At 56.8% G+C, this 14,500-nt stretch carries 18 protein-coding genes; 1 reads left to right on the plus strand and 17 read right to left on the minus strand.

What is annotated here, in order from left to right:
• Positions 1–95: 95 nt before the first annotated feature.
• Together QOM10_RS26170 and QOM10_RS26175 are read right to left on the minus strand one after the other, a co-directional pair.
• A complete protein-coding gene (locus QOM10_RS26170; protein ID WP_127929967.1) occupies positions 96–623 on the minus strand; it encodes a single-stranded DNA-binding protein in 528 nt (175 codons plus the stop codon).
• A 9-nt stretch (positions 624–632) separates the two neighbouring features.
• A complete protein-coding gene (locus tag QOM10_RS26175) occupies positions 633–2,030 on the minus strand; it encodes an MFS transporter (RefSeq protein ID WP_150751782.1) in 1,398 nt (465 codons plus the stop codon).
• Positions 2,031–2,221: 191 nt separating this feature from the next.
• Between QOM10_RS26175 and uvrA the strand changes: the two genes are divergently transcribed.
• Positions 2,222–5,056 carry an excinuclease ABC subunit UvrA gene (gene uvrA / locus QOM10_RS26180; protein WP_150751783.1) on the plus strand — a complete coding sequence of 945 codons (2,835 nt, stop codon included), beginning with the start codon at positions 2,222–2,224 and terminating at the stop codon, positions 5,054–5,056.
• A 63-nt stretch (positions 5,057–5,119) separates the two neighbouring features.
• On the opposite strand, the gene bfr is transcribed toward uvrA, so the two are convergent.
• From bfr to rpsH, 15 genes are all read right to left on the minus strand, one after another.
• Positions 5,120–5,587 carry a bacterioferritin gene (gene bfr / locus QOM10_RS26185; RefSeq protein WP_053124309.1) on the minus strand — a complete coding sequence of 156 codons (468 nt, stop codon included), beginning with the start codon at positions 5,585–5,587 and terminating at the stop codon, positions 5,120–5,122.
• A 149-nt stretch (positions 5,588–5,736) separates the two neighbouring features.
• Positions 5,737–7,191, minus strand: coding sequence for a catalase (locus tag QOM10_RS26190; protein ID WP_316917188.1), 1,455 nt, complete (start codon positions 7,189–7,191; stop codon positions 5,737–5,739).
• A gap of 240 nt (positions 7,192–7,431) precedes the next feature.
• The gene (gene rplQ, locus QOM10_RS26195) at positions 7,432–7,818 is read right to left on the minus strand and encodes a 50S ribosomal protein L17 (protein ID WP_003176402.1); all 387 of its coding nucleotides are present in this window, start codon (positions 7,816–7,818) and stop codon (positions 7,432–7,434) included.
• A gap of 42 nt (positions 7,819–7,860) precedes the next feature.
• Complete coding sequence (locus QOM10_RS26200; protein ID WP_003186012.1) at positions 7,861–8,862, minus strand: DNA-directed RNA polymerase subunit alpha; 1,002 nt, start codon at positions 8,860–8,862, stop codon at positions 7,861–7,863.
• Positions 8,863–8,884: 22 nt separating this feature from the next.
• Positions 8,885–9,505, minus strand: a complete 621-nt coding sequence (gene rpsD / locus QOM10_RS26205; RefSeq protein ID WP_003176404.1) for a 30S ribosomal protein S4 — start codon at positions 9,503–9,505, stop codon at positions 8,885–8,887.
• Between the two features lie 18 nt (positions 9,506–9,523).
• Positions 9,524–9,913, minus strand: coding sequence for a 30S ribosomal protein S11 (gene rpsK, locus QOM10_RS26210; RefSeq protein WP_002555466.1), 390 nt, complete (start codon positions 9,911–9,913; stop codon positions 9,524–9,526).
• 30 nt (positions 9,914–9,943) lie between these two features.
• Positions 9,944–10,300, minus strand: coding sequence for a 30S ribosomal protein S13 (gene rpsM / locus QOM10_RS26215; protein ID WP_003186020.1), 357 nt, complete (start codon positions 10,298–10,300; stop codon positions 9,944–9,946).
• Between the two features lie 130 nt (positions 10,301–10,430).
• The gene (gene rpmJ / locus QOM10_RS26220) at positions 10,431–10,547 is read right to left on the minus strand and encodes a 50S ribosomal protein L36 (RefSeq protein ID WP_002555468.1); all 117 of its coding nucleotides are present in this window, start codon (positions 10,545–10,547) and stop codon (positions 10,431–10,433) included.
• A gap of 27 nt (positions 10,548–10,574) precedes the next feature.
• Positions 10,575–11,903 (minus strand): preprotein translocase subunit SecY, encoded by a 1,329-nt coding sequence (gene secY, locus QOM10_RS26225; RefSeq protein WP_003228718.1) that lies wholly within the window; start codon positions 11,901–11,903, stop codon positions 10,575–10,577.
• On the minus strand, positions 11,904–12,341 hold the full coding sequence (rplO, locus tag QOM10_RS26230; protein WP_003228720.1) for a 50S ribosomal protein L15: 438 nt from the start codon (positions 12,339–12,341) through the stop codon (positions 11,904–11,906).
• A gap of 3 nt (positions 12,342–12,344) precedes the next feature.
• On the minus strand, positions 12,345–12,521 hold the full coding sequence (rpmD, locus tag QOM10_RS26235) for a 50S ribosomal protein L30 (RefSeq protein ID WP_003176408.1): 177 nt from the start codon (positions 12,519–12,521) through the stop codon (positions 12,345–12,347).
• A 2-nt stretch (positions 12,522–12,523) separates the two neighbouring features.
• A complete protein-coding gene (rpsE, locus tag QOM10_RS26240) occupies positions 12,524–13,024 on the minus strand; it encodes a 30S ribosomal protein S5 (RefSeq protein ID WP_003186035.1) in 501 nt (166 codons plus the stop codon).
• A 3-nt stretch (positions 13,025–13,027) separates the two neighbouring features.
• Complete coding sequence (gene rplR / locus QOM10_RS26245; RefSeq protein WP_003186037.1) at positions 13,028–13,378, minus strand: 50S ribosomal protein L18; 351 nt, start codon at positions 13,376–13,378, stop codon at positions 13,028–13,030.
• 10 nt (positions 13,379–13,388) lie between these two features.
• Positions 13,389–13,922: a 50S ribosomal protein L6 gene (rplF, locus tag QOM10_RS26250; RefSeq protein ID WP_003176412.1), complete on the minus strand. Its 534-nt coding sequence runs from the start codon at positions 13,920–13,922 to the stop codon at positions 13,389–13,391.
• A gap of 12 nt (positions 13,923–13,934) precedes the next feature.
• Positions 13,935–14,327 (minus strand): 30S ribosomal protein S8, encoded by a 393-nt coding sequence (gene rpsH / locus QOM10_RS26255; protein ID WP_007918458.1) that lies wholly within the window; start codon positions 14,325–14,327, stop codon positions 13,935–13,937.
• Positions 14,328–14,500: the final 173 nt, after the last annotated feature.

Genomic DNA, 14,500 nt, shown 5'->3' on the forward strand with positions numbered 1-14,500 from the left:
ACTGGCTGGTCAGTTGGCGGTCATCGCCTTGAAGTGCGCCCCCAGAAATGACAAAACCCCCGCAATGCGGGGGTTTTGGTCAAATCAGATCAGCATCAGAACGGGATATCGTCATCAAAGCTGTCGAAATCCGGAGCCGGTTGCGGTGCGGCCTGCTGTGGAGCCGGAGCCGAACGCTGCTGTGGAGCCGACTGCTGCGGGCGCGGAGCCTGCTGACGTGGAGCAGATGGCGCCGACTGCTGGTAGTTGTTGCCACCGCCCTGCTGGTCGCCCTGTTGTGGACGGCCGCCGAGCAGTTGCATGGTGCCTTGCATGTCGACCACGATTTCAGTGGTGTAACGCTTGATACCGTCTTTTTCCCACTCGCGGGTCTGCAGCTTGCCTTCGATGTAAACCTGCGAACCCTTGCGCAGGTATTCGCCGGCGATTTCGGCAACCTTGCCGAACATCGAAACACGGTGCCACTCGGTCTTCTCGACCTTCTGACCGGTTTGCTTGTCGGTCCACTGTTCGCTGGTGGCCAGACTCAGGTTGGTCACGGCGTTACCGTTAGGCAGGTAGCGAACTTCGGGATCCTGGCCGCAAGTGCCGACCAATATGACTTTGTTAACCCCACGGGCCATAACGTTCTCCTAGGCTTCGCAAGCAGCCCCGGCCGGGTTGTTCACCAGGCGTTCGAGGGTGTCGCGATCCACTAATTCTTTGTCCAGTTTGATGTAAACAGCTGCTTCGTCAGCAACTATCACTGCATCGGTTACCCCTACGAGGGCCTTGAGGCGCTCGACCAGACCCGCTTCGCGGATCGCCTCGGGCGACAACGGCAAGCGCAGGCTCGTCACGTAGGGAGGTTCACGCATGGTAACAGCAAAGGCCAGCCAGATGGCAGCCAGACCCGCGCATCCAAGGAACACAACCGACAGACCGCCATGCTGAAACAGCCAGCCGCCGAGTATCCCGCCGAGTGCCGAACCGAGGAACTGGCTGGTGGAATACACGCCCATGGCCGTGCCCTTCCCGCCCGCCGGTGAAACCTTGCTGATCAGCGACGGCAATGAAGCCTCCAGCAGATTGAACGCGGTGAAGAACACCACCGTACCGATCACCAGAGCCCGCAGGCTGTCGCCGAACTGCCAGAAGAATAGCTCAGTCAGCATCAGCGTCAGGACGGCGCCAAGCAAAACTCGTTTCATTTTGCGTTTCTTCTCGCCATAGATGATGAACGGGATCATGGCGAAGAACGAAATCAGCAGCGCGGTGAGATAGACCCACCAGTGCTGTTCCTTGGGCAAACCGGCTTTTTCCACCAGCGCCAGAGGCAGCGCGACGAAGCTCGACATCAACATGGCATGTAACACAAAGATGCCCAGATCGAGCCGCAGCAAGTCAGGATGCTTGAGTGTCGGCATCAACGCCTGACGCGCCACGCCGGACTCACGGTGCGTCAGCGGACCCGTGGACCTGGGCACCATGAACATCACGATCACGATCCCCACCAATGCCATGCCACCGGTGGCCAGGAACAACCCGGACAAACCGAACGCGCGCGTCAGCAAAGGCCCCACAACCATGGCCACGGCGAACGACAGGCCAATTGTCATGCCGATCATCGCCATGGCCTTGGTGCGGTGTTGCTCGCGGGTGAGGTCGGAAAGCAATGCCATCACCGCCGCAGAAATGGCGCCGGCACCTTGCAGGATCCGCCCGGCAATCACGCCCCAGATCGAATCGGCTTGCGAGGCCAGCACGCTGCCAAGGGCGAAGACGATCAGTCCGAGGTAAATCACCGGGCGACGGCCGATGCGGTCGGAAATGATCCCGAACGGAATCTGGAAAATCGCTTGGGTCAAGCCGTAAGCGCCGATTGCCAAGCCGATCAGGGCCGGGGTCGCGCCTGCCAGATCCATGCCGTAGGTCGCCAGTACCGGCAACACCATAAACATGCCCAGCATACGGAAGGCGAACACCAGGGCCAGACCGCTCGCCGCGCGGGTCTCGCTGCCACTCATGCGTTCGCTGTGGGGATCGTGCATGGAAAAACCTCGTGTGAACCGGCGGCGATTCTACCAGTCCCATCGGAAGACGGGGTAGATCGCGACGCTTTGACGCGTATAGATGAAACTCTCTTCATCCAGGGCAAAAAACCCTTCGTTTGATAGTGTGCATCCATCCAGTATTTGCCCGTATACTCCTACGTTTTCGACGCCCGCCGAGCGAGGCCACTTTGGACAAGATCCTGATACGTGGGGCCCGTACCCACAACCTGAAGAACATCGACCTGACCCTGCCACGGGACAAACTGATCGTCATCACCGGCCTGTCCGGATCCGGCAAGTCGTCCCTGGCCTTCGATACCCTGTATGCCGAAGGTCAGCGCCGCTATGTCGAATCGCTGTCGGCCTATGCCCGCCAGTTTCTGTCGATGATGGAAAAGCCCGACGTCGACACCATCGAAGGCCTGTCGCCGGCAATTTCCATCGAACAGAAGTCGACCTCGCACAACCCGCGCTCTACGGTCGGCACCATCACCGAAATCTACGACTACCTGCGTTTGCTCTATGCACGCGTCGGTACGCCGCGCTGCCCGGATCACGATATTCCACTGGAGGCGCAGACCGTCAGCCAGATGGTCGATCTGGTCCTGGCGCAACCGGAAGGCAGCAAACTGATGTTGCTGGCGCCGGTGATTCGCGAGCGTAAAGGCGAACACCTGTCGGTCTTCGAAGAGCTGCGCGCCCAAGGCTTTGTACGTGCCCGGGTCAACGGCCGGATCTGCGAGCTGGACGAACTGCCGAAACTGGATAAACAGAAGAAGCATTCGATTGACGTGATCGTCGACCGCTTCAAGGTTCGCGCCGACCTGCAGCAACGCCTGGCCGAGTCCTTCGAGACCGCGCTGAAACTGGCGGACGGCATCGCCCTGGTCGCGCCAATGGACGACGAGCCGGGCGAAGAGATGATCTTCTCCGCGCGCTTCGCCTGCCCGATCTGCGGCCACGCCATCAGCGAACTTGAGCCGAAGCTGTTTTCCTTCAACAATCCGGCCGGCGCCTGCCCGACTTGCGATGGTCTGGGGGTCAAGCAGTTCTTCGACATCAAGCGCCTGGTCAACGGCGAGCTGACGCTGGCCGAAGGCGCGATTCGCGGCTGGGACCGGCGCAACGTCTATTACTTCCAGATGCTCGGCTCATTGGCCTCGCACTATGGCTTCAGCCTCGAAGTGCCATTCAACGAGTTGCCGGCCGATCAGCAGAAATCCATTCTGCACGGCAGTGGCTCGCAGAACGTTGACTTCAAATACCTCAACGACCGTGGCGATATCGTTAAACGCTCGCACCCGTTCGAAGGCATCGTGCCAAACCTGGAGCGTCGCTACCGCGAGACCGAGTCGGCGAGCGTACGCGAAGAGCTGGCCAAGTTCCTCAGCACCCAATCGTGCCCGGATTGCCGTGGCACTCGCCTGCGCCGTGAAGCGCGGCACGTCTGGGTTGGCGAGAAAACGCTGCCGGCAGTGACCAACCTGCCGATTGGCGATGCTTGCGTGTACTTCGGCGAGCTGAAGATGACCGGCCGCCGTGGCGAGATCGCTGACAAGATCCTCAAGGAGATTCGCGAGCGCCTGCAGTTCCTCGTCAATGTCGGTCTCGATTATCTGTCGCTGGATCGCAGTGCTGACACCCTGTCCGGCGGTGAGGCGCAGCGGATTCGCCTGGCCAGCCAGATCGGTGCCGGACTTGTTGGCGTTCTGTACATCCTCGACGAGCCGTCCATCGGCTTGCACCAGCGAGATAACGATCGACTGCTCGGCACACTCAAGCACCTGCGCGATATCGGCAACACGGTGATTGTGGTCGAACACGACGAAGACGCGATTCGCCTGGCTGACTATGTCGTCGACATCGGCCCGGGCGCCGGTGTGCATGGCGGGCAAATCGTTGCCGAGGGTACGCCGGCTGAAGTCATGGCGCACCCGGACTCGCTGACCGGCAAATACCTGTCGGGCCGGGTGAAGATCGAAGTGCCAGCCAAACGCACCCCGCGCAACAAGAAGCTCAACCTGTCGCTCAAAGGGGCGCGCGGCAATAACCTGCGCAATGTCGATCTGGACATCCCGATTGGTCTGCTGACTTGCGTCACCGGTGTGTCCGGCTCGGGCAAGTCGACGCTGATCAACAACACCCTGTTCCCGCTGAGCGCCACCGCCCTCAATGGCGCGACCACGCTGGAAGCCGCGGCGCACGACAGCATCAAAGGCCTGGAGCATCTCGACAAAGTCGTCGACATCGACCAGAGCCCGATCGGTCGTACACCGCGTTCCAACCCTGCGACCTATACCGGCCTGTTCACCCCAATCCGTGAGCTGTTCGCCGGCGTACCTGAGTCACGTTCCCGGGGTTACGGTCCGGGTCGTTTCTCGTTCAACGTCAAGGGTGGCCGCTGTGAGGCGTGCCAGGGCGATGGCCTGATCAAGGTTGAGATGCACTTCCTGCCGGACATCTACGTGCCGTGCGACGTGTGCAAGAGCAAGCGCTACAACCGCGAAACCCTTGAGATCAAATACAAGGGCAAGAGCATTCACGAAACCCTCGAGATGACCATCGAGGAGGCGCGGGAGTTCTTCGACGCGGTGCCGGCACTGGCGCGCAAGCTGCAAACGTTGATGGATGTCGGCCTGTCGTACATCAAGCTTGGCCAGTCGGCGACCACGCTGTCTGGTGGCGAGGCACAGCGGGTCAAGCTGTCTCGCGAGCTGTCCAAGCGTGACACTGGCAAGACCCTGTATATCCTCGATGAGCCAACCACTGGTTTGCACTTCGCGGATATCCAGCAATTGCTCGACGTGCTGCATCGCCTGCGCGACCACGGCAACACTGTCGTGGTGATCGAACACAACCTCGACGTGATCAAAACGGCCGACTGGCTGGTGGATCTCGGGCCTGAGGGCGGTTCAAAAGGTGGGCAGATCATTGCCACTGGCACCCCTGAGGACGTGGCCGAGATGAAGCAATCTCACACTGGCCATTACCTCAAGCCATTGCTGATCCGCGATCGGGCTTAAACGCCAGGCATGAAAAAGCCCCTGTCACTTCAACAGTGACAGGGGCTTTTTTAACTGCAGCAATCAGGACGTATGCGATTGCAGGTAGTTCTCGAGACCGATCAGCTTGATCAGGCCCAACTGCTTTTCCAGCCAGTAGGTGTGATCTTCTTCGGTGTCGTTCAACTGCACGCGCAGGATCTCGCGGCTGACGTAGTCCTTGTGCTGTTCGCACAGCTCGATGCCTTTGCACAGGGCGGCGCGAACTTTGTATTCGAGGCGTAGATCCGCTTCGAGCATCTCCGGCACAGTGCTACCGACATCCAGATCATCCGGACGCATGCGCGGCGTGCCTTCGAGCATCAGAATCCGACGCATCAACGCGTCAGCGTGACCCGCTTCTTCTTCCATCTCGTGGTTGATTCGCTCGTAGAGCTTGGTGAACCCCCAGTCCTCATACATCCGCGAATGAACGAAATATTGATCACGCGCGGCCAGCTCGCCGGTCAGCAACGTGTTGAGGTAATCGATTACGTCTGGGTGGCCTTGCATCGCCCTACATCTCCCTACTTGAAAGTCTGTAGTTTGAACCAACCTGACTGGAAGGTCACCCGTTACGCGCAATAAAAGCGAAGATATTCTTGGAAAAGCAGCCTAAATAACGCAAAAACCGCCCAAATGAGGGCGGTTCTGCTTCTCGTTTAGACTTCGTTAAGCTGTACGTTGAGCAGCTTTGCGATTGCTTCTCCATACGCCTGGTCGGCTTTGTAGAAATGCTGCAACTGGCGGTCGACTACATCAGTCGAAACTCCGCTCATCGCACCAGCGATGTTGCTGACCAGCAACGCTTTCTGATCGTCGCTCATCAGGCGAAACAGCACACCGGCGTGGCTGTAATAATCGGTGTCTTCGCGATGATCGTAACGATCAGCCGCACCACTCAGAGCCAGCGCCGGCTCGGCGTAATGTGGAGCTTGTTTCGGCGATTCGACGTAGCTGTTCGGTTCGTAGTTAGGCGCTGCACCACCATTGCTGCCGAACGCCATCGAGCCATCACGCTGGTAAGTGTTCACCGGGCTACGTGGCGCGTTCACCGGCAACTGCTGGTGATTGGTGCCCACACGGTAGCGGTGTGCATCGGCATAGGCGAATACGCGTCCTTGCAGCATGCGGTCTGGCGAGAGACCAACGCCTGGGACCATGTTGCTTGGGCCGAACGCGGCTTGCTCAACTTCAGCGAAATAGTTCTGCGGGTTGCGGTTCAATTCCAGTTCGCCCACTTCGATCAGCGGGAACTCCTTCTGCGACCAGGTCTTGGTCACGTCGAAAGGGTTCTCGTAATGCGCTGCGGCCTGGGCCTCAGTCATGATCTGGATGCATACGCGCCATTTCGGGAAGTCACCGCGTTCAATGGCTTCAAACAAGTCACGTTGAGCGTAATCCGGATCAGTGCCGGCCAGACGTGCTGCATCTGCGGGTGCGAGATTCTTGATGCCCTGTCTGGTTTTGTAGTGCCACTTCACCCAATGGCGCTCGCCTTGAGCGTTGATCAGGCTGTAAGTGTGGCTGCCGAAGCCGTGCATGTGACGGTAGCCATCAGGAATGCCACGATCGGAGAACAGAATGGTGACCTGGTGCAGCGCTTCAGGCGAATGCGACCAGAAGTCCCACATCATCTGCGCGCTTTTCAGGTTGCTTTGCGGCAAGCGCTTTTGGGTGTGGATGAAATCAGGGAATTTCAGTGGGTCACGGATGAAGAACACTGGCGTGTTGTTGCCAACGATGTCCCAGTTGCCTTCCTCGGTGTAGAACTTCAGCGCGAAACCGCGCGGATCACGTTCGGTGTCGGCCGATCCACGCTCGCCACCCACGGTAGAGAAGCGCAGGAAGGTAGGGGTTTGCTTGCCGACGGGCTCAAACAGCTTGGCGCTGGTGTATTCGCTGATGTCATGGGTCACGGTGAACGTGCCATAAGCACCCGAGCCTTTCGCATGTACGCGGCGTTCAGGGATATTTTCACGGTTGAAGTGGGCAAGCTTCTCGAGCAAATGAAAATCGTCGAGCAGCAGCGGGCCACGCGGGCCGGCGGAGCGAGAATTCTGATTATCAGCGACAGGTGCGCCACTGGCGGTCGTAAGCGTTTTGATCTGGCTCATGCGGTCTTCTTCCTCTGTCAGTCTTGAAACTGCCGGCTAATCGGCTTGCTGGGAAGTATTGATCATCCATGTGACAGCTACAAATTCATTAACTTGCAGACATCGATAGATAATTACTAATTATGTTTCCCGGGACATAGTGACAACAGAGACATGTCAAAAGCTTGTATGAACAGCGCATTTTCTTGCGCGCACAAAAAACCGGGCACTAGGCCCGGTTCTTTGTTTCAGACTGACGTCTTACTCGGCGGATACAGCTTCGCCAGCAGTAGCACGATCAACCAACTCGACGTACGCCATAGGCGCGTTGTCGCCAGCGCGGAAACCGCACTTGAGGATGCGCAGGTAGCCACCCTCACGGGTAGCGTAACGCTTGCCCAGGTCGTTGAAGAGCTTACCAACGATAGCTTTCGAACGAGTACGGTCGAAAGCCAGACGGCGGTTAGCCAGGCTGTCTGTCTTGGCCAGAGTGATCAGCGGCTCAGCAACGCGACGCAGTTCTTTGGCTTTTGGCAGAGTAGTTTTGATCAGCTCGTGCTCGAACAGCGACACCGCCATGTTTTGGAACATGGCCTTGCGGTGCGAGCTGGTGCGGCTCAGGTGACGACCACTTTTACGATGACGCATGGTTCATTCCTTACCAAACACTACGTTCGGTGATTACGACGATCAGGCAGTCGCCTTGTCGTCCTTCTTAAGACTTGCAGGCGGCCAGTTGTCGAGGCGCATGCCGAGGGACAGACCGCGGGAGGCCAGAACGTCCTTGATTTCAGTCAAGGATTTCTTGCCCAGGTTCGGAGTCTTCAACAGCTCTACTTCGGTACGCTGAATCAGGTCGCCGATGTAGTAGATGTTTTCCGCCTTAAGGCAGTTAGCCGAACGTACAGTCAGTTCCAGATCGTCAACCGGGCGAAGCAGGATCGGATCGATCTCGTCTTCCTGCTCGACAACCACTGGCTCACTGTCACCTTTGAGGTCGACGAACGCAGCCAACTGCTGTTGCAGGATGGTTGCAGCGCGGCGGATAGCCTCTTCAGGATCCAGAGTACCGTTGGTTTCCAGATCAATAACCAGCTTGTCCAGGTTGGTACGCTGCTCGACACGGGCGTTTTCCACCACGTATGCGATACGGCGAACCGGGCTGAACGAAGAGTCAAGCTGCAAGCGACCGATGCTGCGGCTTTCGTCTTCATCGCTCTGACGCGAGTCGGCTGGTTCATAACCACGACCACGAGCTACGGTGAGCTTCATGTTCAGGGCGCCGTTAGACGCCAGGTTAGCGATTACGTGATCGGGATTAACGATCTCGACATCATGATCCAGCTGAATATCGGCAGCGGTAACCACCCCCGAACCCTTCTTCGACAAGGTCAGCGTAACTTCGTCACGACCGTGCAGCTTGATGGCCAGACCTTTAAGGTTCAACAGGATTTCAATTACGTCTTCCTGTACACCTTCGATGGCGCTGTACTCGTGGAGCACACCGTCAATCTCGGCCTCGACTACTGCGCAGCCGGGCATTGAGGACAACAGGATGCGTCGCAGCGCGTTGCCCAGGGTGTGGCCAAAACCACGCTCGAGAGGCTCGAGAGTGATCTTGGCGCGGGTTGGACTGACAACCTGCACATCAATGTGGCGGGGTGTCAGGAACTCATTTACCGAAATCTGCATGGATGCACCTATTTTCTAGCCCTTACTTGGAGTAGAGCTCGACAATCAGGCTTTCGTTGATGTCGGCGGACAGATCACTGCGAGCAGGAACGTTCTTGAAAACGCCCGACTTCTTCTCAGTGTCTACTTCTACCCATTCTACGCGGCCACGTTGGGCACACAGATCGAGAGCTTGGACAATGCGAAGTTGGTTTTTTGCTTTCTCGCGAACTGCAACCACGTCACCAGCACGAACCTGATACGACGGAACGTTTACGGTCTGACCGTTAACGCTGATCGACTTGTGCGATACCAGCTGACGGGATTCGGCACGAGTCGAACCAAAGCCCATACGGTATACAACGTTGTCCAGACGGCATTCGAGCAGTTGCAGCAGGTTTTCACCGGTTGCACCTTTCTTGCCAGCAGCTTCTTTGTAGTAGCCGCTGAACTGACGCTCGAGAACGCCGTAGATACGACGGACCTTCTGCTTTTCACGCAGTTGGGTGCCGTAATCGGACTGGCGACCGCGGCGTTGGCCGTGGATACCAGGTGCTGCTTCAATGTTGCACTTCGATTCGATCGCGCGCACGCCGCTCTTCAGGAAGAGATCGGTGCCTTCGCGACGAGCGAGTTTGCATTTTGGACCAATGTAACGAGCCATTCTTTACAATCTCCTGGATTACACGCGGCGCTTCTTCGGCGGACGGCACCCGTTGTGCGGGATTGGCGTCACGTCGGTGATGCTGGCGATCTTGTAGCCACAGCCGTTCAAAGCGCGGACTGCGGATTCACGACCTGGACCTGGACCCTTGACGTTAACGTCGAGGTTTTTCAGGCCGTATTCCAGCGCAGCTTGACCAGCACGTTCAGCAGCTACTTGAGCAGCAAACGGGGTGGACTTGCGGGAACCGCGGAAACCCGAACCACCGGAGGTAGCCCAGGAAAGAGCGTTACCTTGACGGTCGGTAATGGTCACGATTGTGTTGTTAAAAGATGCATGGATGTGGGCGATGCCATCAACCACTGTCTTTTTAACTTTTTTACGAGGACGAGCAGCAGGTTTTGCCATGATTAAATTCCTGTCGATTCGCTGGGGCGATTACTTGCGGATCGGCTTACGCGGACCTTTACGGGTACGCGCGTTGGTCTTGGTACGCTGACCGCGTACTGGAAGACCGCGACGATGACGCAGACCGCGATAGCAACCGAGGTCCATCAAGCGCTTGATTTTCATGTTGATTTCGCGACGCAGATCACCTTCAGTGGTGAACTTCGCCACTTCGCCACGCAGCTGTTCAATTTGCTCGTCGCTCAGATCTTTGATCTTTGCTGCTGGGTTTACCCCAGTCACTGCACAGATCTTCTGTGCAGTAGTGCGACCAACACCATAGATGTAGGTCAGCGAGATAACAGTATGCTTGTTATCTGGAATGTTAACGCCTGCAATACGGGCCATTCAGTGGGACTCCAATTGACAGCTACCTACGCCCCGGAAGCCAAGAAATAGGGCGCGAGATAATATCGCTGTAATAACAAATAATCAACCCGGTAGCGCACTAGCTACCGGGCTTGAAGCACAATCACACTCAGCCTTGGCGCTGTTTGTGACGCGGTTCCGCGCTGCAAATTACTCGAACAACACCTTCGCGGCGAATAATCTTGCAGTTACGGCACAGCTTTTTCACCGATGCACGAACTTTCATCACCAACTCCTCGAACCTTATGGGTACTCAGCGCAACATGCCGCTGCCGTAACCCTTCAGGTTGGCTTTCTTCATCAGGGATTCGTACTGGTGCGAAACGAGGTGCGATTGTACTTGGGACATGAAGTCCATCACAACCACGACCACGATCAGCAACGAGGTCCCGCCAAGGTAGAACGGAACGTTTGCTGCAACCACCAGGAACTGGGGCAACAGGCACACGGCCGTCATGTAAAGAGCACCGAACATGGTCAAGCGGGTCAGAACGCCATCAATATAGCGTGCAGACTGCTCACCTGGACGGATGCCCGGAATAAAGGCACCGGACTTCTTCAGGTTTTCCGCTACGTCTTTCGGATTGAACATCAACGCCGTATAGAAGAAGCAGAAGAAAATAATCCCTGCACTAAACAGCAGAATATTCAACGGCTGACCAGGAGCGATCGACTGCGAGATGTCCTGCAACCAGCCCATACCTTCAGACTGACCGAACCAGGCACCCAACGAAGCCGGGAACAGCAAAATGCTGCTCGCGAAAATAGCCGGAATAACACCGGCCATGTTCACCTTAAGCGGCAAGTGGCTTGTCTGCGCAGCAAAAACCTTGCGGCCCTGCTGACGCTTGGCGTAGTGAACAGCGATACGACGCTGACCACGCTCAATGAACACCACGAAACCGATAATCGCTACTGCCAGCAAACCGATGGCAACCAAGGCGAAGATGTTGATATCACCCTGACGCGCAGACTCGAAAGACTGCCCGATTGCTCTCGGAAGACCGGCGACGATACCCGAAAAAATCAACATCGAGATACCGTTGCCTACACCACGCTCAGTAATCTGCTCACCCAGCCACATCATGAACATCGCACCAGCCACAAACGTGGATACTGCGACGAAATGGAAGCCAAAGTCACCAGTGAACGCAACGCCCTGCCCCGCCAGACCAATGGACATGCCAATAGCCTGAACGAGAGCGAGGACGACGGTGCCGTAGCGGGTGTACTGGCTGATCTTGCGACGGCCAGCTTCACCTTCCTTCTTCAACTGCTCCAGCTGCGGGCTGACGGCGGTCATCAGTTGCATGATGATCGATGCCGAAATGTACGGCATGATCCCCAGTGCAAAGATGCTCATCCGTTCCAGCGCGCCGCCGGAGAACATGTTGAACAAGCTAAGAATGGTCCCCTCATTCTGTCGAAACAGGTCTGCGAGTCGGTCCGGGTTGATACCTGGAACCGGGATGTGTGCGCCTATTCGGTAGACGATAATCGCCAGGAACAGAAAACGCAGACGAGCCCAGAGTTCAGACATACCGCCTTTGCCGAGCGCAGAGAGAGCACCTTGCTTAGCCATTTATTCCTCGAACTTGCCGCCAGCTGCTTCGATAGCCGCACGCGCACCTTTGGTGGCGCCGATTCCCTTGCCGATAGTGACAGCGCGAGTCACTTCACCGGACAGCATGATTTTCACACGCTGTACGTTGACGTTGATCACGTTGGCATCTTTCAGGGACTGCACGGTGACGATGTCGCCTTCCACTTTAGCCAGCTCGGACAGACGCACTTCTGCGCGATCCATGGCCTTCAGGGAAACGAAACCGAACTTCGGCAGGCGACGATGCAGCGGCTGTTGACCGCCTTCAAAGCCTGGAGCAATGGTGCCACCGGAGCGGGAGGTCTGACCTTTGTGACCACGGCCACCAGTCTTACCCAAACCGCTACCGATACCACGGCCCGGACGATGCTTTTCGCGACGGGAACCCGGCGCTGGACTCAGATCATTGAGTTTCATCGATTAACCCTCGACACGCAGCATGTAGTAAGCCTTGTTGATCATCCCGCGATTCTCGGGAGTATCCTGGACTTCTACAGTGTGACCGATGCGACGCAGACCCAGACCCTTAACGCACAATTTGTGGTTAGGGATGCGGCCGGTCATGCTTTTGATCAGCGTTACTTTAACGGTAGCCATGATCAGAAGATCTCCTTGACGCTTTTGCCACGCTTGGCGGCAATGGATTCAGGAGACTGCATAGCTTTCAAACCTTTGAAAGTGGCGTGAACCACGTTTACCGGGTTAGTCGAGCCGTAGCACTTGGCCAGAACGTTCTGAACGCCAGCAACTTCGAGGACAGCACGCATAGCGCCGCCAGCGATGATACCGGTACCCTCAGAAGCAGGCTGCATGTACACCTTCGAAGCGCCGTGAGCGGACTTCATTGCGTACTGCAGAGTGGTGCCGTTCAGATCAACTTGGATCATGTTGCGGCGAGCAGCTTCCATTGCCTTCTGGATCGCAGCAGGCACTTCACGCGACTTGCCACGGCCGAAGCCAACACGCCCTTTACCATCACCAACCACGGTCAACGCGGTGAAAGTGAAGATACGGCCGCCTTTAACGGTTTTGGCTACGCGGTTAACTTGAACCAGCTTCTCAATGTAGCCTTCGTCGCGCTTTTGGTCGTTATTTGACATAACTTAGAACTCCAGCCCAGCTTCACGAGCAGCATCAGCCAGCGCTTTCACGCGACCGTGGTACTTGAAGCCAGAGCGGTCGAAAGCCACTTGCGAGACGCCAGCGGCCTTAGCACGCGTAGCGACCAGCTGGCCAACCTTTGTGGCCGCGTCGATGTTGCCAGTGGCACCATCACGCAGTTCTTTATCCAAAGTCGAGGCGCTTGCCAGGACCTTGTTGCCGTCGGCCGAGATGACCTGGGCGTAGATGTGCTGCGACGAGCGGAACACGCAGAGACGCACGACTTCGAGTTCGTGCATTTTCAGGCGTGCTTTGCGAGCGCGACGCAGTCGAGTAACTTTTTTGTCGGTCATTTGCTATGCCCTACTTCTTCTTGGCTTCTTTACGACGGACGACTTCGTCCGCGTAGCGCACACCTTTGCCTTTGTACGGCTCTGGTGGACGGAAGTCGCGGATCTCAGCGGCCACTTGACCTACCAGCTGCTTGTCGATGCCCTTGATCAGGATATCGGTCTGGCTAGGAGTCTCAGCGGTGATGCCTTCCGGCAGTTCGTAATCCACTGGGTGCGAGAAGCCAAGGGCCAGGTTCAGAACCGTGCCTTTTGCTTGCGCTTTGTAACCAACACCGACCAGCTGGAGCTTGCGCTCGAAGCCTTGGCTTACGCCTTGGACCATGTTGTTTACCAACGCACGCGTGGTACCGGCCATTGCGCGAGTTTGTTGATCGCCATTGCGAGCAGCGAAACGCAGCTCACCAGCTTCTTCAACGATCTCAACGGACGAATGGATGTTCAGTTCAAGAGTACCCTTGGCACCCTTCACCGAAAGCTGTTGGCCTGCGAATTTTACTTCGACACCGGCTGGCAGCTTAACGGGGTTCTTAGCGACGCGAGACATGCTTATCCCCCCTTAGAACACAGTGCAAAGAACTTCGCCGCCGACACCGGCAGCGCGCGCAGCACGATCCGTCATCACACCTTTGTTGGTGGAGACGATAGACACGCCAAGACCGCCACGAACTTTCGGCAGATCTTCAACGGACTTGTACTGACGCAGGCCTGGACGACTAACGCGCTTCACTTCTTCGATAACCGGACGGCCTTCGAAGTACTTCAGCTCGATGGACAACGACGGCTTAGCGTCGGTGGTGATCTGAAAATCCGCGATGTAACCTTCGTCCTTCAGGACTTTTGCTACAGCCACCTTCAACGTGGAAGACGGCATGCTTACGACAGACTTTTCAGCCATCTGGGCATTACGGATTCGAGTTAGCATGTCCGCTAACGGGTCCTGCATACTCATGGGCTAGACGCTCCTAATACAGAAAAATTAGCCTTGCGGCTACTACTTGTCGCCGAGAACTTCCGGGCATGAAAAACACGGGCTCAGGCGAGCCGGTCATTCTAGACACACCCCAGAAATGAATCAAGCCCCAAAAGGGGCTTGATTCAGATTCAAGGCCACCGATGGTCAGG

The sequence above is a fragment of the Pseudomonas sp. P108 genome, from assembly GCF_032613195.1.
Lineage (GTDB): Bacteria > Pseudomonadota > Gammaproteobacteria > Pseudomonadales > Pseudomonadaceae > Aquipseudomonas.

Coding starts and splice junctions, on each gene's coding strand:
- QOM10_RS26170 (WP_127929967.1), bottom strand. CDS start 623: ATGGCCCGTGGGGTTAACAAAGTCATATTGGTCGGCACTTGCGGCCAG.
- QOM10_RS26175 (WP_150751782.1), bottom strand. CDS start 2,030: ATGCACGATCCCCACAGCGAACGCATGAGTGGCAGCGAGACCCGCGCG.
- bfr (WP_053124309.1), bottom strand. CDS start 5,587: ATGCAAGGCCACCCAGACGTAATCGATTACCTCAACACGTTGCTGACC.
- QOM10_RS26190 (WP_316917188.1), bottom strand. CDS start 7,191: ATGAGCCAGATCAAAACGCTTACGACCGCCAGTGGCGCACCTGTCGCT.
- rplQ (WP_003176402.1), bottom strand. CDS start 7,818: ATGCGTCATCGTAAAAGTGGTCGTCACCTGAGCCGCACCAGCTCGCAC.
- QOM10_RS26200 (WP_003186012.1), bottom strand. CDS start 8,862: ATGCAGATTTCGGTAAATGAGTTCCTGACACCCCGCCACATTGATGTG.
- rpsD (WP_003176404.1), bottom strand. CDS start 9,505: ATGGCTCGTTACATTGGTCCAAAATGCAAACTCGCTCGTCGCGAAGGC.
- rpsK (WP_002555466.1), bottom strand. CDS start 9,913: ATGGCAAAACCTGCTGCTCGTCCTCGTAAAAAAGTTAAAAAGACAGTG.
- rpsM (WP_003186020.1), bottom strand. CDS start 10,300: ATGGCCCGTATTGCAGGCGTTAACATTCCAGATAACAAGCATACTGTT.
- rpmJ (WP_002555468.1), bottom strand. CDS start 10,547: ATGAAAGTTCGTGCATCGGTGAAAAAGCTGTGCCGTAACTGCAAGATT.
- secY (WP_003228718.1), bottom strand. CDS start 11,903: ATGGCTAAGCAAGGTGCTCTCTCTGCGCTCGGCAAAGGCGGTATGTCT.
- rplO (WP_003228720.1), bottom strand. CDS start 12,341: ATGAAACTCAATGATCTGAGTCCAGCGCCGGGTTCCCGTCGCGAAAAG.
- rpmD (WP_003176408.1), bottom strand. CDS start 12,521: ATGGCTACCGTTAAAGTAACGCTGATCAAAAGCATGACCGGCCGCATC.
- rpsE (WP_003186035.1), bottom strand. CDS start 13,024: ATGTCAAATAACGACCAAAAGCGCGACGAAGGCTACATTGAGAAGCTG.
- rplR (WP_003186037.1), bottom strand. CDS start 13,378: ATGACCGACAAAAAAGTTACTCGACTGCGTCGCGCTCGCAAAGCACGC.
- rplF (WP_003176412.1), bottom strand. CDS start 13,922: ATGTCTCGCGTCGCTAAGAACCCCGTTAAGCTGCCAGCCGGTGTCGAA.
- rpsH (WP_007918458.1), bottom strand. CDS start 14,327: ATGAGTATGCAGGACCCGTTAGCGGACATGCTAACTCGAATCCGTAAT.